We start from the raw sequence: 21,882 nt of genomic DNA on the forward strand, positions 1-21,882 counted from the left end.
TCTTCCTTCTTCCTTTTTCCTTTGGAGATCCCGATCGCACAATGCGACGAGTTCTGACTTTTAATGAGTGAGGAAAAATTTGAGATTTTTCAACTCATGAGAGCGAAGAGTGCGTTGCGGCGAGGAACCTCTGCTCAGCGATCGCAACGCTATTCACTCATTCATGCAATCTCAAAACTATTATTAGTCTTCGTCCTCATCGAAGTCAAAACCGATATCATCATCATCGTCAGCATCAGGCCCCAAGGAATCATCCTCAGTCTCAGCGACAAAATCGTCATCATCAACCTCAACTTCCTCAAAATCCTCATCAGCCTCAAGGTCTGACCCGCGCCCGATCTCAAAACCGGTGTCGATCGTATAAGCGCGACGTGCAGTGCGATCGTCCAAAACCACATCCTCCTGCAAATCGTGGATGTCGTCATCAAACACAGCACCATCAAAACCCGCATCCTGAACCCCAGCATCCTCATAGGCATTGAACCCAGTACCCGCAGGAATTAGGCGGCCGATGATGACATTTTCCTTCAGACCCCGCAGCCAGTCAGACTTACCTTCGATCGCAGCCTCAGTCAATACCCGCGTAGTCTCCTGGAACGAAGCCGCAGAAATAAAGCTATCAGTATTCAGCGAAGCCTTAGTAATCCCCAGCAACACCGGAGTATAATCCGCAGGCGCTCCACCAGTAATTGACATAGCCTCATTCACCTGCTCAACCTGCCGCAATTCCACCAACTCGCCGGGGAGCATAGTAGTATCGCCGCCATCTTCCATCCTCACCTTGTTAGTCATCTGGCGGACGATTACTTCGATGTGTTTATCAGAAATATCCACGCCTTGAGACTGATAAACCGACTGCACCTCATTCACCAAAAATGTCTGCACCTGTTGAAAACTCTCCAAAGCCGCCTCAAAAGTAGGCTGCCGCTCTTTGAGAACCTGGAAGAACACCTCTAGAATTTCGTGAGGGTTAGCAGGCCCGTCGGTCAAAGCTTCGGCAACGCCCACGCGCTGTCCGTCGGAAACGATCGGGTTTTGACCGGGCAACAAAGGATACTCTTCAATCCGGCCATCATCCTCAATCACCGCAAGTTCCACAACATCATCATCCGTAACTACCCGAGCCGTTCCCGGCCGCTTGGCTAAAATACAGGCTTCCTTCGGCTTGCGCCCTTCGAGAAGTTCCTCAATCCGTGGCAAACCCTGAATGATATCCCCAGTCTTTGCCCGCTCAAACACCAGAATCACCAAATTGTCACCCCGCTGCACCAAATCGCCGTCGTCTACGTGCAGCACCGCACCGGCCGAAACCCGGTAAGGGCGAGCCACCCTGAGCAAGAGTTTCGCCGGTTCTGTCTCCGACGCAGGTACAACCTTCACAACTTGGCCGGACTCTTCGAGAACAACCCCCGGAGCTATTTCAGTACCAGCCACCAGCAGTTGACCTGGACTCACATCCGGCGTACCCGCCACAGAGATCGAAATAGAATCCGCATCCCGCATCACCAACAGTCGGCGCACGGGTTCGTTAAGTCCCTCGCGGATGCCCCGAACGATACCCGCTTCTTTGCAGAGAATCTCGGTGCGGGCGACTACTGCCCCGGGGGCGATCGACTGCCCATCCTCCACCAACAGCCGCGTGTGAGTGCTGCCCTGAGTCGGATCGGCAGACACGTCCCGCCGAATTACCAGCGATTCCAAAATCACCAACTGCAAGCGGAAAGTTTTTGAAGCTCGATCGCCCCCATCGGCCACAGTCATCGCCAACTCTTGCGACGCACTAACGTCTTCAGGCGAACCCCAAGCCGGCCCCGAACCGTCAGCCCCAAAAGCCATAGCATCTTCCTCATCCGGCAGCAGCTCGATATCCGCCGCCAATTGCGGAGCTCCGGAACCAATTTCCAAAATAAGCTGAGTCCGCAGCAGTTCCAATCCCTCGACCGATTTGACGCGCTCCCCATCCTTATAGGGCAGCCGCTGCACCGCTTTCAAAGAGATTGACTCATTCAGCGCCGTCTGAGAAGGCACCGGCGGCTTGTCAGGTACTGGAAATTCCACCACAGGCCGCAGCAGCAAAGCCGGGCCCTCGGGAGTTTCGATATACTCGGCATAGCCCAACTCTTCGGCAATCAAGCCCGGGAAAATCTCTTGACCCGCGTTGACAATTTGACCTTCCCCGAGAGTTAGCGGCGGGCGGTCAACCACATGGAGTGTCCCCGGTTTAATCACAATTTCCCGGAGGATGTCATTTTTCTGAGTGATTTCCACTGCCCCGCTGGTTTGGCAGAAAATATCCTTAACCACCTCAGTACCCGCCTCCACATACTGCCCATCTTCTACCAGCAGCAGAGAAATATCCTTATTCACCTCGTGGCACTCTTCCGGTATCCAGAGCAGAGTCCCGCCTTTGACGACTTCGTAGCCAAGTTTAGCTTTGCCGCGCTTGTGGACTTCTACTCCGCCGTACTTGACAATGCCCCCTGTCGCTGTGCGGTAGCTGTCGTCGAGCAGTTCCGCCACCACTTCCCCGTTAATCACCTTGCTTCCGGGAGCCGTCTTCAGGGAAAACCGCTGCTTAGAAGCTGTTTCGATCGTGTAGTGGTCGCGGCCGCCTGCGCTTTCGGCCCGCACGATGGCTTGGTCGAGCAGGACTTGCGCGGTGATAATTTCGATTTCTCTCGGGTCAGCGATACGGACTACACCGCCGTGTTCGGAGACAAGTTTCGTTTCGGCAATCACGCTTTCGGCCGGAATGCGATCGCCATTTTTCACCGCTGGTTCGGCGCCGGGGGGCAAGTTGTAGACTTCTCCTGAGAGAATCCAAATCAGCCCGCCTTTGCTGGCTGTGCGGGTTGTGTTCCCTTGGCGGTCGGTTTTTTCTTCTGGCACCAAATCAGCAAATTTGGCTTCTCCAGCTAAGTCGGAGGCTACGTCCGTAGTGACTTTTTCCGTAGTTTTGCGGGCTGCGCGACCGACGATCGGCACTTCTGCCAAAACTTGACCGGGAATGGCGCGCTGTCCGTCTTTGACCATCAGAGTAGAACCCTGGACGATCGCCAATTCGATTTTCAGTTTTTGATTTTTGGCGCCGGATTTCCCTTCTTCAAAGCCGTCGCCCTCAAATACAAGTTTGCCGTTGTTTTCTGCCACCAGTGCTTCTTCGCCGTGTCTGGTGCGGAACGAGCGGGTGCGCAAGTTCTTGAATTTGACTACGCCGGGGAAGGGTGCGCGTTCTTGTTTCGCGACTTCTCCGGTGAATACGCCGCCTGTGTGGAAGGTACGCATGGTGAGTTGGGTTCCCGGTTCCCCGATCGACTGAGCCGCAATAATCCCGATCGCTTCTCCCATGTCCACCATTTGCAAGTGGGCGAGACTCCAGCCGTAGCAGTGCTGACAAACCGAGCGCGTAGATTCGCAAGTCAGGGGCGAGCGTAAATATACCTCTGCCACCCCAGATTTACCAATTTCCCCCGCCAGCTCCTCGGTAATTGGCTGATTTCGGACGGCTTTTTCGTTGCCGTAAGCCACGAGTTCCCCGGTTTTGGGGTGCACCACATCTCGGGCGAAAACGCGCCCCAGCAGCCTGTCCTTCAGGGGAATCAGCACTGTTGCTCCGTCCGTCATCGGCCGCACTCGAATTCCCCGCTGGGTGCCGCAGTCTACTTCCCGCACAATTACGTCTTGGGATACATCCACCAACCGGCGAGTCAAATAGCCAGAGTCTGCCGTCCGCAACGCTGTATCTACTAAGCCTTTGCGCGCGCCGTAGGAGGAAATAATGTATTCGGTAACGGTGAGTCCTTCGCGGAAGTTGGTTTTAATTGGCAAGTCAATGATTTCTCCTTGGGGGTCAGCCATCAATCCGCGCATTCCGACTAGCTGCCGTACTTGAGAAATGTTCCCCCGAGCCCCGGAGAATGCCATCATGTAGACCGAGTTTAGGGGGTCTGTGGCTCGGAAGTTTTTGACTACTTCGTCTTTGAGGTCTTCTGAGGTGCTGTTCCAGGTATCGATTACTTTTTGGAAGCGTTCGACTTCGGTGATTTCGCCTCTGGTATATTTTTGTTCTGTGATGCGGATTTCTTCTTCGGCTGCATCTAGGAGCGATCGTTTTGACGGGGGCACTTGCAAATCGTCTACGCTAATCGAAACTCCCGCTCGTGTCGCAAAGCGGAAACCCAAGTCTTTGAGTTTATCGGCCATTTGCGCTGTACGGGCCGTTCCGTAGTGCATGAAAGACCAAGAGATTAATTTTTTGAGCTGACCTTTGTCAACAACTCGATTACGAAAAACAATTTCCTTATTTTCTGTCATTTTTCTGAGTAGTGGTAATTGGTAATTGGTAATTGGTAATTGGTAATTGGTAATTGGTAATTGGTAATTGGTAAGTAGGGAGGCACGAAAAAACTACAAGTATCTTCTCGGGGCAGGTTTAGCATATAAGGACGAGAGCTAAGCGAGGAGATGAATCCATTCACTCGCCCTCCCCATAGTAATGTTTCTTTTCACCTACGTACTTAATTAGTAATTGGTAAGAGGTAATTAGTAATCGGTAATTTTTTCTGCTTCGCTCGCTATTATTTGTTAGCGATTATTTGTCAGTTATTACCCATTACCTCTTACGTCTTACCCCTTACCTCTTACCGATTACCCTCCCCAATTTCTAATTGTTAATCACCGATTCGATCGTTTGGTGATAGATAATCCGGCCCGGAGTAGTGCGAATGAATTGATTGATCACCTTGCCCTCTCCGTCTTCCCGAACCCGGCGGAACTTGTATTCTTTCGTCACTATACCGTCGGTAGAGCGTTCAACCTTCAGTGGTTCTCCCTCGGGTTCTGTGTTTTCTATGGCGCCTTGAAACCTCACCCACACGTATGAGTGCAAGTCAACGACTCCTTGTTCGTAAGCTACAACCGCGTCGGTAAGGTTGGAGAAATAGTGACCGGCGCCTTTTTGAGCGTCAGGATTTTCGGCTGTCAAGTAATAGCAACCGAGCACCATATCTTGAGAAGGAGTAACGATCGGTCTTCCGGTTGCCGGCGACATAATGTTGTTAGAAGCCAGCATCAGCAAGCGTGCTTCCGCCTGAGATTCCAGAGACAAAGGCACGTGCACGGCCATTTGGTCGCCGTCAAAGTCAGCGTTAAAAGCCGGACAGACTAGCGGGTGAAGCTGAATTGCCCTCCCGTCCACCAAAATCGGCTCAAAGGCTTGAATCCCCAAACGGTGGAGGGTAGGCGCCCGGTTTAGCATTACCGGGTGTCCTTCAATCACCTCCTGAAGCACGTCCCAAACACTGGGATCGTTGCGCTGGATCAGTTTTTTGGCAGCTTTGATGTTGTTGACCAATCCTTGGCGGATCAGGCGGTGGATGACGAAAGGCTGGAAAAGTTCGATCGCCATTTCTCTCGGCAAACCGCACTGATGAATTTTCAGTTTCGGCCCCACCACAATCACCGAACGCCCGGAGTAGTCAACCCGTTTCCCCAGCAAGTTTTGCCGGAAGCGACCTTGTTTCCCTTCAATGATGTCCGACAGCGACTTCAGCGGGCGGTTGTTTGCCCCCACCACCGTCCGGCCCCGGCGACCGTTGTCAATCAGCGCATCCACAGCTTCTTGCAGCATCCGCTTTTCGTTGCGGATGATTATCTCCGGCGCCAGAATTTCTTGCAGTCTCGCCAAGCGGTTATTGCGGTTGATGACTCTCCGATAGAGGTCGTTGAGGTCACTCGTTGCAAAACGCCCGCCGTCTAACTGCACCATCGGCCGCAAGTCCGGGGGAATCACCGGAATCACATTGAGCACCATCCAATCGGGATGAGAACCCGTAGCGATGAAGTTGTCAATTACTCGCAAGCGTTTAATCAACTTCGCCCGTTTTTGACCTTTAGCATTAGCAATATCTTCCCGCAGCTTTTCCGCTTCAGTTTCTAGCGGAATATTTTGCAGCAAAACTTGCAAAGCTTCAGCACCAATCCCTACTTCTACACCTGTGAGTGTGGAATCTTCGCTGTAAAGTTCGTCTTCTATTTCCAGCCAAGCATCTTCCGTGAGCAATTGCTTGTATTGCAGCTTCTCTGCATTACCTGCATTGAGGACAACGTAGGCATTGAAATAGACGATTTGTTCGACATCTCGCAGCGGCATATCTAACAGAATTGCCATGTAACTCGGGATACCTTTGAGATACCAAACGTGAGCGACTGGAGCTGCTAATTTGATAAAGCCCATGCGATGGCGACGGACGCGAGATTCAGTGACTTCAACACCGCATCTTTCGCAAACAATGCCTCTATGGCGAACTCGTTTGTACTTCCCACAATGACATTCCCAATCTTTTGCAGGCCCAAAAATGCGCTCGCAAAACAAGCCATCCATTTCAGGTTTTAACGTGCGATAATTTATGGTTTCCGGTTTTGTCACCTCTCCAGTAATCTGACCGTTGGGTAAAGTTCTCTCTCCCCACTGTCGAATTCTTTCTGGTGAAGCTAACCCAATCTTGACGTAATCAAAGCGTTGTTCTATTTTAGCCATTCTTGACTCCAATTAATAATTTACAGTCGATTATTTGTGGTTGTTTATCTTTTTGGGTTGCTTGTTTCACGGCTTAAATCAATGTTATACTCCTCTATATGTGACGTGATTTTTAATATCAGAGATGACACTTGACGATACTCCAAAGTCATCAGCGATTTGAGAGATTGATTCTCTACCTCTAATTCTTTTTCGTACCTCAAGAGCTTGCTCGAAAGTCAATTTGCGATCGAGATATCCACCCATCCGAGGAACTGGAACCTCTTCGCCTGCTTCCTTCCAAGTGACGTGATACTTAATATCGTGTATGGTTTTGCGACCAACACTGTATTCCTGAGCTACATCCTTCACTCTCTTTCCTGCTGCTAGTTTTTGCCTAATTTCTCGCACCTTTTCCCAGTCTAATTTGGCATTGGAAAGGGGATGACTTTTGCCTTGAGTGCGTCCTTTCTTAGAAGCATCTAATAAATTTTGAGTGCGAGTTCTACCCCAAAGGTGTTCTGGATTAATACAACTGGGATTATCGCAGGTATGACAAGCATCCATCGAAGTGGGAACTTCACATCGTAATTTCTCTGCTAAAACAGCACGAGTAACTGATTGGGATTTCCCATTTTTAAAGTACCTGCCATAACCACCTTGACCATCTTTTGCACCTTGAAAAATTATGCAGCCACTGTCTTGAATTTCTCCTACAAAACCGGGGGGAACTGTAGTGAAGTTATGGGGAATTTTTGTCTGAAGTATCTTAGTAATAGTGTCATACTGTACGCCATACTCTTTTATTAGGTGGCTTTTGATGGTTCCAGCTAAATATTTACGCTGAATTTCCTGCAGTTGTTCGATCGAGAGTTTGCCAATACCGGGAATACTTTTGCGTCTGGGAGTTTTGCGATCGCGCTCCATCATCTGCTGCGTATTCTCAGCCGAAGTTCCAGCTACGAGATGTGCTGGGTTGATGCAGCTTGGATTGTCGCAGGTGTGGCAAGCAAAATAACCGGAATCTAGAAATCCTGGTATTTTTGATTCGAGCACTAATCGGTGGACTAATACCGTTTTGCCCTCTATCCACTTGCGCGCGTAACCATTTTTCAGCTTGCTCCCTTGCCAATTAATACAGCCCGTCGCCCGGTCAACTTCTCCTTGAATTCCTGGGACAACTGTTACAATATTCATGTTCAGCGTCTCTCCTGTTTAGAGCGTTGATTCGCCTCAGCAGTGGTACGAACACTGCTGAGGCATTTTAATTTGAGAGTGTCGATTAAAGATTAAAGAATTGAATGCTGTCAAAAAATCTTTAATCTTTAATCTTTAATTCCTAATCCTCGTCAAGTTCGTCACGAGAAAGGGATTCGTAAGTAGGCCGGGAGGGCGATCGCTTGCCCCCAGCATCCGCCATCAAATCCACCTCAACGTGTTCGCTGCCCTCGTCGGACGTATTCACCTTGTGCACAGCAATATCCAAGCACAAAGATTGCAACTCCCGCATCAGCACCTTGAAAGATTCCGGCGTACCGGGGCGCGGAATAGCTTTGCCTTTGACGATCGCATTCAGCGCTTCATTCCGCCCCTGCATATCGTCCGACTTCACAGTCAGCAACTCTTGCAAAGTATAAGCTGCGCCGAACGCTTCCAGAGCCCAGACTTCCATTTCTCCGAACCGCTGACCCCCCTGCTGCGCTTTGCCGCCCAAAGGCTGCTGCGTTACCAGCGAGTAAGGGCCTGTGCTACGGGCGTGGATCTTATCGTCTACCAAGTGAACCAGCTTCAGCATATAGGCGATGCCGACTGTGATCGGGCGATCGAACGGTTCCCCAGTTCGGCCATCGTAGACAATAGTCTTGCCGGGGTGCTTTTCGCTAAACACCCAAGGCTTGCCGGTTTTTTCCCTGGCTTCCTGCAGCTTGCCGTGTACGGTTTCCCGCGACTTTTCAGCGCCGTGCATTTCATCAAAAGGCACCATCTTGAACCGCATCGACAGATTTTCGCCGGCCCATCCTAGCAAGCACTCAAAAATCTGACCTACGTTCATCCGCGACGGTACGCCCAACGGATTGAGCACTATGTCAACGGGAGTCCCGTCGGGTAAGTAGGGCATATCCTCCATCGGCAGAATCCGGGACACAATACCCTTATTTCCGTGGCGGCCGGCCATTTTGTCGCCGACTTGAATCTTCCGCTTTTGAGCTACGTAGACGCGGACGACCATGTTGGCGCCGGGAGGCAGTTCGTCGCCCTGTTCGCGGGTAAACACCCGCACATCCACCACGCGACCTTTTTCGCCGTTAGGGACGCGGAGGGAATTGTCGCGCACGTCGCGGGCTTTTTCGCCGAAGATTGCCCTCAGCAGTTTTTCTTCCGGCGGTTGGTCGGATTCGCCTTTGGGGGTGACTTTGCCGACTAGGATGTCGCTGGCTTCTACCCAGGCACCTTTGCGGATAATGCCCTGTTCGTCTAGCTGGCGCAGCGCGTCTTCGCCGACGTTAGGAATTTCGCGGGTGATTTCTTCGGGGCCGAGTTTGGTTTGGCGGGCTTCGATTTCGTATTTTTCAATGTGGATCGAAGTGTAGACATCTTCGTACACCAAACGCTCGCTAATTAGCATCGCGTCTTCGTAGTTGTAGCCTTCCCAAGGCATATAAGCTACGAGGATGTTGTGGCCCAGAGCGAGTTCTGCCCCTTCAGTGGAGGAACCGTCGGCGAGAACTTGACCGGCAACTACTCGATCGCCCTCATAAATCAGCGGACGCTGGTTTAAACAAGTATCTTGGTTAGAGCGCTGATATTTTTGCAGTTCGTGTTCGATGCAGCCAGCATATTTTTGCTTCCAAACCGAGGGCTGTTTGACTTTGAGATCGTCGTATTCCCGAATCAGGAAATGTTCCTCGCTGGAATTCGATTCGGCATCCACAGCTAGGGGTTTGACAATAATCCGGGTGGCGTCTATGTAAATTACCTCGCCGTTAATCCGGGAAACCACAACCATCCCGGAATCTCGCGCTGCCTGAGCTTCCAAGCCCGTACCGACTAGGGGCCGTTCTGGTTTCAGCAGCGGCACAGCTTGCCGCTGCATATTCGATCCCATCAGAGCTCTGTTGGCGTCGTCGTGTTCCAGGAACGGAATCAGCGATGTCGCCACGGAGACGATTTGCACCGGCGAAATCGCCATGTAGTCCACCTGCATCGGCGTAGTCGTCGTAAATTCTTGGCGGTAGCGGACGGCTACGGTTTCGCCCAAGAGGTTGTTGTTTTCGTCGAGACTGATGTCTCCGGGGGCGACGCGCAAATCGTCTTCTTCATCGGCTGTCATGTAAACGGGGGCTTTGTCGCGCAGCACCTGTCCTTTTTCTACTGGATAGAAAGGAGTTTCTATGAACCCGTAGGAGTTGACGCGGGCGTGGGTTGCCAAGGAACCGATCAGACCGGCGTTGGGGCCTTCTGGTGTTTCGATCGGGCAAATCCGGCCGTAGTGGGACGGGTGAATGTCTCGCACCGCAAACCCGGCGCGTTCCCGTGTCAAACCTCCAGGCCCAAGGGCGGAAAGCCGGCGTTTGTGCGTCAGTTCTGCCAGAGGGTTGGTTTGATCCATGAACTGCGAAAGCTGGGAGGAACCGAAGAATTCCTTGATTGCTGCTACCAGCGGTTTCGGGTTGACCAGAGAAGCGGGGCTGAGGGAGTCGGCATCCGAGACGGTCATTCTTTCGCGGATGATCCGTTCTAAGCGGTTGAGGCCGACGCGGACTTGGTTTTGCAGCAGTTCTCCGACACTGCGGACGCGGCGGTTGCCTAAGTGGTCGATGTCGTCTGTCGAACCGATGTCGAATTCGAGGTTGATTAAGTAGTCGATCGCCGTCAAGATATCTTGCGATGTCAGCACCCGCATCGTATCCGGGACTGTCAAGCGCAGTTTTTTGTTGAGTTTGTAGCGGCCGACTCGGCCCAAATCGTAGCGTTTGGGGTCGAAAAAGCGCGAGTTGAGGAGCTGTTCGCCGCCCGCCACGGTGGGGGGTTCGCCGGGACGGAGTTTGCGGTAGAGCTCCATCAAAGCTTCTTCTTCGCCAAATTGTCCTTCTTTCTCGATCGTTTTCTGGAAGTATTCCGGGTGGCGCAGGGAGTCGTAGATTTCGCCGTCTGTGAGTCCCAATGCTTTGAGCAGCACCTGGGCTGAGAGTTTGCGGGTTTTGTCGATTCTGACCCAGACTAAATCGTTTTTGTCTGTTTCAAATTTCAGCCACGCACCTCGGTTGGGGATCAGCGAGGCGTTATACGAACGGCGACCGTTTTTGTCGGTTTCTGATTTGTAGTAGACGCCGGGCGATCGCACGATTTGGTTGACAATCACCCGTTCGGCGCCGTTGATAATGAAAGTGCCGCGCTCGGTCATCAAGGGCAAATCGCCGATGAAGACTTCTTGTTCTTTGATTTCGCCTGTTTCTTTGTTAATCAGGCGGGTGGGGACGTACATTTGCACCGAGTAGGTGCTGTCCCTGCGCTTGGCTTCGTCCACGTCGTATTTCGGGCGCTTGAGTTTGAAGTCTTTGCCCATGAAGTGGAGTTCCAGCTTGCCCGTGTAGTCTGTAATCGGGGAGAAGCTGTCGAGTTCTTCGATCAGCCCGGCTTCTAGAAACCAGCGAAAACTTGCCCGCTGGATTTCGATCAGGTCGGGCAAGGTGAAGGCGAATTCTGTGTAATCTTTAGTGGTCATGGGTATCCTTTTTTCGCAGTGGCTCTAGCTTTTTACATGGCGCCAAGGCTTGGCTTTTTTACCTTGTTGCGTTTTTTTGATGGATTGTGTGAGAGAATTTATATGATATTTTTGCGATCCTGCCAACTGCTGCAACGGTTATTTGTGCTGGTTGCTCGCATAAGTTTTATGCTGATTTTGGCTTCGATTGAGATGCTTTTAGCTCCGATATCGTGGTGTTCCAAGATAAAATTCCTACACTTTTGACTCCTAAAATTGACTTGACAGCTATTGCCAAATTGCTGAGTTTCCAAGTTTTTTCTGATGTGTAAGTTTGAGCGTGAAATTTTGAGGTATTGCGTGAAGTTTTTGCCGATCCCGAAGGTTAGCGTACTCGCGTTGTGTTGGCATTTCCCGGGCGACATCGCAGTCGCGGATAGTAAGCCAACGCCCGATCGGTCGGTTCTTTTTATTATAGGACGCAAATCCGATCGCAGCAGGCAACGCCAAAAGAATCTCCAATAAAGGATGAATCCGGTTTTTCTGCAGGATATAAATGGGATTCTCTCTATCGCTGGCCCCTAAATCGACCTGTTTTCCTCGTTTCTTTGTTCTTCTATAGCTAAACTGAAAAACCGAATAGCTGACACGCATTTTCGGTTGTCTGCTGGGACAAAGTTAAGAGAGAAACTCCTCTCAATTTAGCAACTTGCTCGGCTACATAGTAGACGTAGGCTGGTTCGTTGCGTTTTCCCCGCTGGGGTACGGGGGCGAGAAAAGGGCAATCTGTCTCGACTAGGATGCGATCGCTATTTACCATACAAGCTGATTCTTGTATTTGCAAGGCTTTTTTAAAGGTGACTGTGCCGCTAAAACTGATGTAGAAACCTAGGTCTAAAAACCACTGGGTTTCTTCGGGTGTACCTCCCCAGCAGTGCATGACCCCGCGCACTGACCCGCGTGTTTGCCAAAAGTTCCTCAGCATTTCGGCCATTGGGGCGGCGGCGTCGCGACAGTGGATAATGACTGGTTTGTCAAGTTGCTGGGCGATTTCAAGCTGTGCCTCAAACACTTTAAACTGGTGTTCTCGATCGTCTGCTTTATAAAAGTCCAGTCCGGTTTCGCCGATCGCCACTACCCTAGAGTCCGAACTTGCTAATTCCCTAATCTGGCTCGCAGTCTCGTCTTTCCACTTGTCGGCATCTAGGGGGTGGAGTCCCACCGCAAAGGAGACTTCGGCAAACTGATTGGCGATTGCTTGAATTCCGGCAAACTCTTCTGGCTCTACACAAGAATGAACCAGCCGAACTACACCAGCTTCGCGCCAGCGTTCTCGAATGGCTTCTAACTCAGATTTGTAGGTTTCAAAGTTGATATGAACGTGAGTGTCGATGAGCTGCATGGGGGAAGCAGATTAGAGGTGATACGGGAGAGTCCCAGTGGGTGAGGTATGAGGGCGAGAGGGCGAGAGTGGGGGAGTGGGAGACTCGACGAAACAATTGGAAGACTGGGAGAGGGGGAGATTGGGAAAAATCTTTCCTCTTCCTTTTTCCCTCAGTATCCATCCGTTAAATCGCATACACCATCCGTTGCCGAACTCCGCGCTTGAATTCTTCCCTCAAAATCGATTAAATCCGTTAAATCCCGTACACAATCCGTTGCCGAACTTCCTTCTGTCTTAAGATGCTACCGAGGATGCTTCGTGTGGCTTGAGGGTTCTTGCCAAGCGGGACTTTTTGCGAGCGCCGTTGTTGCGGTGGAGTACACCTTTTTTGACAGCTTTGTCAATTTTGCTGTAGGCCTCAGACATTCGCTGCTGGACTTCTTGCATTAATTCAGGGCTCGGAGCTGCGGCGTATTTGTCAACTGTCGCAAAATACTTCTTCATCAAAGTTTTGACCGCTGACTTGTAAGATTTGTTGTACAAGCGGTTGCGTTCGGCGATTTTGACTCGTTTGACGGCGGACTTAATATTAGCCATAGTTCAGTTGCTGGAAGTAGGTATTCATTGATACACCTTAGTCTCAAGACAGTCTCAAGACACGGGGATTTGGAAGGACAACCTTTTCGGGATCGATCCGCAAAAAGCTTGATTTTAAACGGCTGAGTCAGACAGCCACTCTCCATTCGCTCAGATAAATCTGAGTCTGTGGGTATTTTTTGGCGATCGCCCGCGCAATAATTTTTTATTGACTCATTTAACTGCCTGCTTTGTATCCCTGACGATACCCAAAGGTATGACACTGGTGTTACGAAGGCGTTTTGCGGTGTTTCCACCGTCACGAGTTAAAGTCACGGTTTCTTGCGCGCAATTTTCAAGTATACAATAATTTGGCGTTTTTTTATAAAAAAATTATCAGGTGTTGGAAAAACTAATATAGCATCTATTCTGCAAAGAATGTGATTCCCTGAAAAATCCAAGTTAAGCTATAACAAAGAGTACGGGTTATTTGGGGTTCGGCAAGAAGCACTTACCGAAGGTAGAAGGTACAAGGTAGCCGGAGCAGAAGGTAGAAGGTAGAAGGTAGAAGGCAGAATCAAAATTCTCCCGCTTGCACACTCTCCCCCTCACTCACTCTCGGGCTCGGACACTCTCCCGCTCTGGGATCGAACCCTCTCCCTCCGCACCCGGTTTTATGGCGCACAATTCCTCAGAAAGGTTGTGACTTGTCCTCAGTGTTGCAAAATCCTCGACAGAGATTTAAACGCTGCACTGAAGGCTTTGCAAATGCCGCGAGTCTCGCGGTTTAAGCTTGTGGACTGGTGGTGACCTACTTCTGCAGGAAATCGATAGCCACAAAAATCCCCAATTGTCAAGCAAATGTTAGTGAATTTATAGACGGCATTCCTAATCTCCATGCTGCGAATCATTACTCAGTGGGTTGAGGCACAAGCTGAACTGCGACGAATCTGCGATCGCACCCATGACGAACTTGTTGTTCACAAAGAAGCCACCGTGCGGGAGGTGCTGCAAGCTGTAAGGCGCAGAGGCGATCAGGCTGTGCTGCACTACACTGCTGAATTTGACCGCATGACCCTAAATGTGGAAGATTTACGGGTGAGCGGCGCCGAATTGGATGCTGCTTACCAGCAGGTGTCGAAAGAATTATTAAATGCAATCCGGCTGGCTTGCAAACAGGTAGAGGCGTTTCACCGACAGCGCGTCCCGAAGTCTTGGGTGCAGTTTGGTGATGACGAGATTGTTTTGGGCAAACGCTACACCCCGGTCGATCGAGCGGGAATTTACATTCCTGGCGGTCAGGCGTCCTATCCAAGCTCGGTGATCATGAATGCGGTTCCTGCGAAGGTCGCCAAGGTTCCGAGACTGGTGATGTGTACTCCCCCCGGACAGGAAAAGAAAATGAATCCTGCGGTGCTGGTAGCGGCTCAGGAAGCGGGAGTTGATGAGATTTATCGGGTAGGCGGGGCGCAGGCGATCGCAGCTTTGGCTTACGGTACGGAAACTATTCCGAAGGTGGATTTAATTACTGGGCCAGGGAATATTTACGTCACCCTGGCTAAAAAACTGGTTTACGGGACGGTGGGGATAGATTCTCTGGCTGGCCCGTCGGAGGTGCTGATCGTAGCAGACGGCTCGGCTAATCCTGTACACGTAGCTGCGGATATGTTGGCTCAAGCTGAGCACGATTCGATGGCGTCGGCAATTTTGCTGACGGCGGATTCGGTGCTGGCGAGGAAAGTGGTTGCTGAGGTAGACAGACAGTTGACCAATCACCCGCGCCGAACTTTAACAGAAAAGGCGATCGCCAACTATGGTTTAGTCGTGGTAGTTGACTCGCTCAAAGCCGCGGCGGAACTCTCTAACGAGTTTGCCCCGGAACACTTGGAATTGCAAGTTGCAGATCCCTGGGCTTTGCTCGACCAAATTCGCCACGCTGGGGCGATTTTCTTGGGCTGCTCGACGCCGGAAGCTGTAGGTGATTATTTGGCTGGCCCGAATCACACTTTGCCGACTTCTGGGGCTGCGCGCTATGCGTCGCCGCTGGGTGTGGAAACTTTTATGAAGCATTCGAGTTTGATTCAATATTCGCCTGCTGCACTTAAGAAGGTGAGTAGGGCGATTAATGTTTTAGCCGAAGCAGAGGGGCTTCCTTCTCATGCTGATTCGGTGCGGCTGCGCACAGAAAATGATGGTGATTTTTAGATGGTAGATTTGGGATTGGCGATCGAGATTTAAGTAGATGAGCGGGAAAATACATAAGTAGTCAAAAACGAGTGAAACGCAGTCAAACGAAGCAATTCGCTGGCGATTACGGTAGCTTTACATTCTGTGACAGCCGGCAAAGTTTATTTGCACCTACCTACTTACGGACTGCGGGTTTAAAAAACCCGGTTTCTTCAATTATCTGCCTTAAATGACGCAATTATGTTAAGAAACCGGGTTTGTGCGTAGGTAATGATGATGTTGGTGGGCAGCGCGAAATTGTGGAAAGTAGGCGACAATCAAGGAGAAATTCAAAGTCTACTATCTGAGATTTAAAGGTGCACGGCATTGAATACTATTTTGGTAGCGATCGACAATTCAGAGTTAGCGACTCAGGTATTGCAACTTGTAGGGCAATTTCAGCTAGAACCGACGGCAAAGGTGATTCTAGTTCATGTTGTCAGTTCTGGTACGTCGGATTTTGACGCGGTTGTCGATCGACCTCACGCTCAGGGAGATGAAATTGCTTACCGAGAAGTGGAGAAGTTACTGCAATCTTATCAGGAAAAGTTGCCTTGCCAGAGCGATTTAGAAATTGTGTCAGGGGAGCCAGCAGAGGAAATTTTGCGTTTGGCTAATATTTATAAGGCGGATTTAATTGCGATCGGCTGTCGGGGTTTGACTGGTTTAAAGCGGATTTTGGAGGGTTCGGTGAGTGCTGAGGTTGTGGCTGAGGCTCCTTGTTCGGTGTTGGTGGTGCGGGTGAGATGAGCGGGAAAACCCCATAACCGCTGCAATCGGTAGAGTAGATATCAACCCAATTGCTGCAATCCCTTACTGTGCAAATTCTGCTCGATGTGCTGCATTTCCTTCATATCCTCACCCGCAACTATCCCGTAAATTTCCGTGTAGATTTTTCCGTATTTAACCTTCTCTAAAGCCGACAAAATTATCAAGTCCTTGCGATCGAGTTCTGGCTTCAGGGTGACAAGAATCGATTCCAAAGTCCCATCCATTCGCCAGTCACTCGAATATTTAGCCACCTCCTTTCCCAGCCCCAGTAAGGTATGGCGCTGCACGCAAAGCGGAGTCGAGCCATTAACTCGGAAATTGGCATCGATCGCATACAACTGTCCCTCTGAGTCTTCCAGCACGTCGAAGCCAATAACGCCAAAATAACCCTGTTGGTGAGCATATTTACCAATAGCGGCAATCATCTCAAAAAACCTACTCATGTCGGTTTCGCGGTAGTGAATTAGTCCCCCTAAATAGCTGCCATCTGGAGTGACAAGTTGGCTGGTAGTGCCGATAAGCCTGATATTTCCAGTTTTGCTTACATAGAACTGCACACAATAATTCTGCACTTCATTCTTGACGAATTCCGAGATAATAATCGTATCCAGCAACTTAATATCGAGATATTTCCTCACTTCCTGCAAGCAGTAGTTCAGATCGCTGGCGCTTTTGATAATATAAGTGCCTTCTCCAGAAAGTCCGTGGGATGTTTTAATCAAGTAGGGGAATTGCTCTGGTAACTGAATGCTTTCGAGATTGACTTCGTGCAGATTGTAGCTTTGGTATTTCGGACATTGCACCCCTAATTCTGCTAGCGTTGCTTTGCTGAGCAAGTGGTAGTGGATGTCGGGATGGACGGCGTGTTTTTCAGGTTTGAGATTGTCGAAGGGAAATAGAGTGAGGAGTTTGTCAAAGCGATCGCTTCGACTGAGATCTTCGAGATAAGTTGAGCAGTCTATCATCTCCATACTGCTGTAGCTGAAGCCAAAATGCTCCCGCCAATAGTCAATCAGCGAGTGGGGTGGTAAATTAATCACAATCCCTGGGATGGCATCGCCTAACACAGCCAGATTTTTCCAAGGTTCCTTCTGGCCAATCTTGTCGAAAGAAGTTTTGGTGGCTTCACTGCTGCCGTCTTGAATAAAGTATTTTTTCCTGTTGGGGTAAGCAGCCCAACTCGCAGTTGCAGGGTAATTTAGGATGAACGCATAACGTGCATCTGTGATGTCTGGAGCAAACAAATCGGAAAGAGAATTGCCTTGAAAGTAAAGAAAATCGTATGTTGAGTTCATAGGAATATCCAAGTCGAGTTTGAATTGAACAGTTTTCCCGGCCACTAAGTAGCTCGACATAATTAAAAGTAGGGTGGGCAATGCCCGCCCTACAAATTGAAAGAGTGTTTATTGATGTCAAGCTACTTAATACCTAGGAAATAAGATATTAGTTGCAGAATTTTAACTCTCTCCAACTAGAGAGAATGCAACCTCAATAATTTCAACGATGGGCGAGTTGTTTTTTCTTAGTGAACACAGCCACCTTGTCCATTTCTGAGGTTCTATAAGCACAAGCCATGTCGGTTGAATTATGCGCCCAGCCAACCCGCCCTTGAGGGTCTATGATGACGCACCCAGCTTCTCCTGCTATCTTAGATGCCAGAGTCTCAATTGCCATCTGCGCTGCTTCGTCTGGGTGCTTGCCGGACGCTAGAATGTCGATCGCCGTCTTAGCCAGAACTACTGGCATAATCGACTCGCCATCGCCTGTGGTCGAGCAAGCGCCCTGTTCATTTTCAGCAAACAAGCCTGAGCCAATAATGGCGCTGTCGCCGACGCGACCGGCGGGCTTATTCATAGTGCCTCCTGTTGAGGTACCGGCAACTAAGGTGCCACTGCTGTCCAAAGCTACACAACCAACGGTATTGGGGCGGTCAATAACTTCTTTTTCCTCCTCCCACTCTTGCTGTTGCTCCTCTGCGATTAAGTCTTCTTTTGTACACCTCTCGGCTCCATTTTCTGCTGCAAAATGTTCTGCGTGATCCGCTACTAAGAACATGGGTTTTTTATCCATAATCTTTCGCGCCACAGAGATGGGATGGCACAGGCCTTGAACATTGGCGATCGCTCCCCAAGCTAATGAACCGCCTTCCATGATCCCTGCGTCTAGCTCTACCTCTCCCTTACTGTTGAGAACCGATCCAAAGCCTGCGTTAAATGTCTGGTCAGCTTCCAGAACCCGGATAGCTGCCTCAACTGCTTCTGCTGCTGTACCCCCGCTTGCGAGCACTGCCCAACCCGCTTCTGCTGCTGCGGTACAGCCTGCATTGTTGGCTGCAACCTTCTCTTGTGAGATGGTTTTTGCTCCACCGTGAACAATAATACTCAATACCATAAATTTCCTTTTTTTTATCTTAAGCTCTACTTAAAAATGCCTTATATCAATCAATTTATTATAAGCAATTTTTAAGTATTTTATTTGATGCTAGTTATATAGCCTAGCTGTGTTTAATTTAAGATTCGTATATCTTCAGATATAATTATTTTTGTCGATATTTGTATTCCTCCTGACTTAGCTCTTTACGAATTATTAATATATATGTTGCCAAAGTTAGGTCAATAGTTTGAGGAAATTTGGCTGCGAGTTAGTTAAGGAAATTGAAAGAGTTAGGGAGTAAAGATGAGGTAAAACTTAAGGCGATGCACTACAGCTTAACAGGCAAAATCGGTAAACGTGAAGAAGGAGACTTTGAGAGACAATAAGTGCGATCGGCCTTCACATCAGTCTGAACCTTTCTGCTTCCCCGCCAAAAACTCTCGCAGCCGCAACAAACTCGCCGTTTGTCCAAAATTCAGCGCTAGCAGCGACACTCCCTTCAACCGAGACTGCACTCAACCGTCGCCCCAATACCACTCGTGAAATCCGTCAATTCCCTGACTCAACAACAGTCGCAGACAATTCTGCTCAGCAATAATATCGCGGTGGGACGATTTCCCTGTGCATGGTCAACGAATTTGACTTGCCACAAAGTATTGTTGACCGCCAAGTCAGAAAAATGAAAATGATTTCCCCCTCCAACATAGAGGTGGACATCAACATCGAAAACGCACACGAATATATCGGTATGTGCCACCGGGAAGTGTTCGACTGCTTCCTGCGCGATCGTGCCGCTTCCTTGGGTGCAAAGCTGATTAACGGCATCGTTTACAAATTAGAGTTTGTAGGGTGTCTCAGCAGTTGATCGCACTTTTGCTTTGATTTCTAGCGCACATTACGCAGGCTGGGGTTTTACACACCATAATTACACATAAAACTCTATTTTTAAAATAATAAATTATGATTTTAAAACGTTTTTTATCTGTCAATGTACGGTATAAAACTATAAATTATAGCTTTATAGCTGGCTAAAAATAATTAAAAACCGCTCGTGACTGTTGAGGGTGAAGAATGTGGGTTTCAGGTATAGCAACCGCCCTGATGGTGACGACGTTCTTAATCGCTAAGTCTACACCGCAGTTGACCGCACTGACCAGCCAATACCTTAAACTTATAATTGTCTGATACGTGCTCTGCCAGCTAAAAGTTAATGAAACTAGCCTTCTTTCCTATACATGGTGCTGCAATGCTAGCGATCGCAGCCACTATTTTGAGTACAGCGGTGGTACAAGGACAACCCATTGTTCCCGCACCCGATGGAACTGGCACTACTGTCACGCCAAGCGGCGATCGCTTGAATATTACAGGTGGCAAAACTTCTAGAGATGGAGCGAATCTTTTCCACAGTTTTCAACAGTTTGGGCTTACCGAAGGGCAGCTTGCTAATTTTATTTCTACTCCCGCTATTCGCAACATTTTAGGGCGGGTAGTAGGCGGCAATCCTTCTATTATCAACGGTTTAATTCAAGTAATTGGCGGCAATTCCAACCTGTTTTTAATAAATCCTTCGGGCATTATCTTTGGCCCTAATGCTAGCTTGAATCTTCCGGCTGCTTTTACGGGTACTACTGCTACTAACATCGGTTTTGATTCCGGTTTGTTCAATGTTGCAGGAGCGAACGATTACATTACGCTGATAGGAACTCCGAACACTTTTTACTTTAATCTCAGCCAACCGGGAAGTATCCTCAATGCAGGTAATTTAGCAGTCATGCCTGGACAAAGTATAACTTTAATTAGCGGTACTGTCGTCAGCACGGGTTCCCTCAAGGCTCCCCAAGGTAATATTATTGTCGCTTCTGTCCCCGGTAAAAATGCTGTTCGGCTTAGTCAAGAAGGACATTTATTAAGTTTAGAAATACGGGTTATTGACGGCGAATTGTTGGCACAGAATGGGCAATTGTCTCTGCCTTTGTCTCTTCCACAATTGCTTGCCGGTGCAGGTGGGAACTCTGCTACTGGTATCTCCGTTAACGGTGCAGGAGAAGTGGTTTTGACGGCGGGTTTGAGAGTGGAAAGCGGAGATGTGGCGATCGCTAGTTCTACTGTTAATAGTCAGAATGCTACACTCTCGGCAGCACGTAATCTCACTTTGGTAGAAAGCCAGCTACTTACTGAGAACAATTTGTATCTGTTGGCAGGAGATACGGTGCGGGTGAGGGATGGAAATAACGCTTTCAGGGCGATCGCAGGTGGCAATCTTACAATACAAGGTAATCAAAATATTGATATCTTCGCGCTAAATTACCCTAACCCTGCATTCCAATCCGCAGGGGATATCACATTATTGAGCAATGGCAATGTTTCGGGTGATGCTCACTTCGCTGCGCGTGGTAATTTTTCTATTCTCACATTGTCTGGCAACGGCGGCAGTTTTGTGAGCTTGTACGACCCGATTATTAGCTCCGAGGGAGATGTGAGATTTGGAGATTATACTGGAACCTCACTTAAGGTAGAAGCAAAAGGCGCGATCGCCGCGGGAGATATTACCATCACTGGGCCAGATACTACTTTGTTGGGTTCCGCCGATCCAGATGCGGCAGTGCTTTCAGGTAGTGCAGCTTTAATTCTGCGATCGGGCGTTTCGACTTTGGCGAATGCTGCGAATCTGCCGCCGAATGTCACCGAAGGGGAGACATTTTTTGCTTCACCGGGTGTTGCTTCGGGCAATAGCATCGGAGTGGGAGCGATTTCGACAGCAGGCGGGCCTGTGATTTTGGAGTCGGGAGGCGACATTGCGCTGGATGCGATCGCCACTTCTGGGGGTAATATTACTCTCAAAGCTGCCAGCGACATCGCCGTTACAGGCACTCTTCAGTCTACTGGCGGCAGTGTTGACATCACGGCTGGCAATCTTCTCACAGTCAGCGGCACTTTTACAGATAGTAACGGTGTAAATGCGAGCATTTCCAGCGCTAATAATGGCACGGGTGGCGGCGCGATTACTATTCGCCACGCGGGGAGCACGACTACACCTTTTATTGTCGGCGATGCGACAACGAATGGGACGACGGGAGCCATTACATCAGGTTCCGAGACAATTTCGCCGCAGTTCGCGGTGCCGGTGCCGCCTAGCACTTACACTCAGGGCAATATTGCGATCGTTACTTCCGCGCCATCTACAACACCGCAACCGACACCATCTCCAACACCACAACCAACGCCATCTCCAACACCACCACCAACCACAGCACCAACACCAGCACAAACCCCAACAACCAACCAACCAACCACAACGAAACTAACAACACAAAACAAAAAACATAAAAA

Annotated in this window: 12 protein-coding genes and 2 pseudogenes; 4 read left to right on the top strand and 10 right to left on the bottom strand. The window is 49.5% G+C overall.

Annotated features, from left to right (window positions below; translation table 11 throughout):
• Window positions 1-183 precede the first annotated feature (183 nt).
• The 7 genes from E5S67_RS07590 to rpsT form a co-directional block, all read right to left on the bottom strand.
• Window positions 184-4,314 carry a DNA-directed RNA polymerase subunit beta'' gene (locus tag E5S67_RS07590; RefSeq protein WP_172186461.1) on the bottom strand — a complete coding sequence of 1,377 codons (4,131 nt, stop codon included), beginning with the start codon at window positions 4,312-4,314 and terminating at the stop codon, window positions 184-186.
• Window positions 4,315-4,663: 349 nt separating this feature from the next.
• On the bottom strand, window positions 4,664-6,538 hold the full coding sequence (locus E5S67_RS07595) for a DNA-directed RNA polymerase subunit gamma (RefSeq protein ID WP_172186462.1): 1,875 nt from the start codon (window positions 6,536-6,538) through the stop codon (window positions 4,664-4,666).
• Between the two features lie 84 nt (window positions 6,539-6,622).
• On the bottom strand, window positions 6,623-7,714 hold the full coding sequence (locus E5S67_RS07600; RefSeq protein WP_172186463.1) for an HNH endonuclease: 1,092 nt from the start codon (window positions 7,712-7,714) through the stop codon (window positions 6,623-6,625).
• Between the two features lie 142 nt (window positions 7,715-7,856).
• The gene (gene rpoB / locus E5S67_RS07605) at window positions 7,857-11,243 is read right to left on the bottom strand and encodes a DNA-directed RNA polymerase subunit beta (RefSeq protein WP_172186464.1); all 3,387 of its coding nucleotides are present in this window, start codon (window positions 11,241-11,243) and stop codon (window positions 7,857-7,859) included.
• A 267-nt stretch (window positions 11,244-11,510) separates the two neighbouring features.
• Window positions 11,511-11,876 carry a hypothetical protein gene (locus E5S67_RS07610; RefSeq protein WP_172186465.1) on the bottom strand — a complete coding sequence of 122 codons (366 nt, stop codon included), beginning with the start codon at window positions 11,874-11,876 and terminating at the stop codon, window positions 11,511-11,513.
• Window positions 11,845-12,624: a TatD family hydrolase gene (locus E5S67_RS07615; RefSeq protein WP_172186466.1), complete on the bottom strand. Its 780-nt coding sequence runs from the start codon at window positions 12,622-12,624 to the stop codon at window positions 11,845-11,847. Before E5S67_RS07615 ends, E5S67_RS07610 begins: the two co-directional genes overlap by 32 nt.
• Window positions 12,625-12,900: 276 nt before the next feature.
• A complete protein-coding gene (gene rpsT / locus E5S67_RS07620) occupies window positions 12,901-13,203 on the bottom strand; it encodes a 30S ribosomal protein S20 (RefSeq protein ID WP_172186467.1) in 303 nt (100 codons plus the stop codon).
• 876 nt (window positions 13,204-14,079) lie between these two features.
• On the opposite strand from rpsT, the gene hisD reads away from it, so the two are divergent.
• Window positions 14,080-15,387: a histidinol dehydrogenase gene (gene hisD / locus E5S67_RS07625; protein WP_172186468.1), complete on the top strand. Its 1,308-nt coding sequence runs from the start codon at window positions 14,080-14,082 to the stop codon at window positions 15,385-15,387.
• A gap of 348 nt (window positions 15,388-15,735) precedes the next feature.
• A complete protein-coding gene (locus E5S67_RS07630) occupies window positions 15,736-16,158 on the top strand; it encodes a universal stress protein (protein ID WP_172186469.1) in 423 nt (140 codons plus the stop codon).
• Window positions 16,159-16,199: 41 nt separating this feature from the next.
• Here E5S67_RS07630 and E5S67_RS07635 read toward each other — a convergent pair whose 3' ends face one another.
• From E5S67_RS07635 to E5S67_RS33160, 3 genes and pseudogenes are all read right to left on the bottom strand, one after another.
• The gene (locus E5S67_RS07635) at window positions 16,200-17,474 is read right to left on the bottom strand and encodes an ATP-grasp domain-containing protein (protein WP_172186470.1); all 1,275 of its coding nucleotides are present in this window, start codon (window positions 17,472-17,474) and stop codon (window positions 16,200-16,202) included.
• Window positions 17,475-17,676: 202 nt separating this feature from the next.
• Window positions 17,677-18,570, bottom strand: a complete 894-nt coding sequence (locus E5S67_RS07640) for an isoaspartyl peptidase/L-asparaginase family protein (protein ID WP_172186471.1) — start codon at window positions 18,568-18,570, stop codon at window positions 17,677-17,679.
• A gap of 386 nt (window positions 18,571-18,956) precedes the next feature.
• Window positions 18,957-19,148 (bottom strand): annotated as a pseudogene (locus tag E5S67_RS33160) (hypothetical protein); the annotation flags it as partial.
• 8 nt (window positions 19,149-19,156) lie between these two features.
• Here E5S67_RS33160 and E5S67_RS07645 point away from each other — a divergent pair.
• Window positions 19,157-19,393 (top strand): annotated as a pseudogene (locus E5S67_RS07645) (geranylgeranyl reductase); the annotation flags it as partial.
• 369 nt (window positions 19,394-19,762) lie between these two features.
• A partial coding sequence (locus E5S67_RS33165; protein ID WP_246276665.1) for a two-partner secretion domain-containing protein occupies window positions 19,763-21,882 on the top strand: 2,120 nt, incomplete at its 3' end.

Source organism: Microcoleus asticus IPMA8 (genome assembly GCF_013179805.1).
Taxonomy (GTDB): Bacteria; Cyanobacteriota; Cyanobacteriia; order Cyanobacteriales; family Microcoleaceae; genus Microcoleus; species Microcoleus asticus.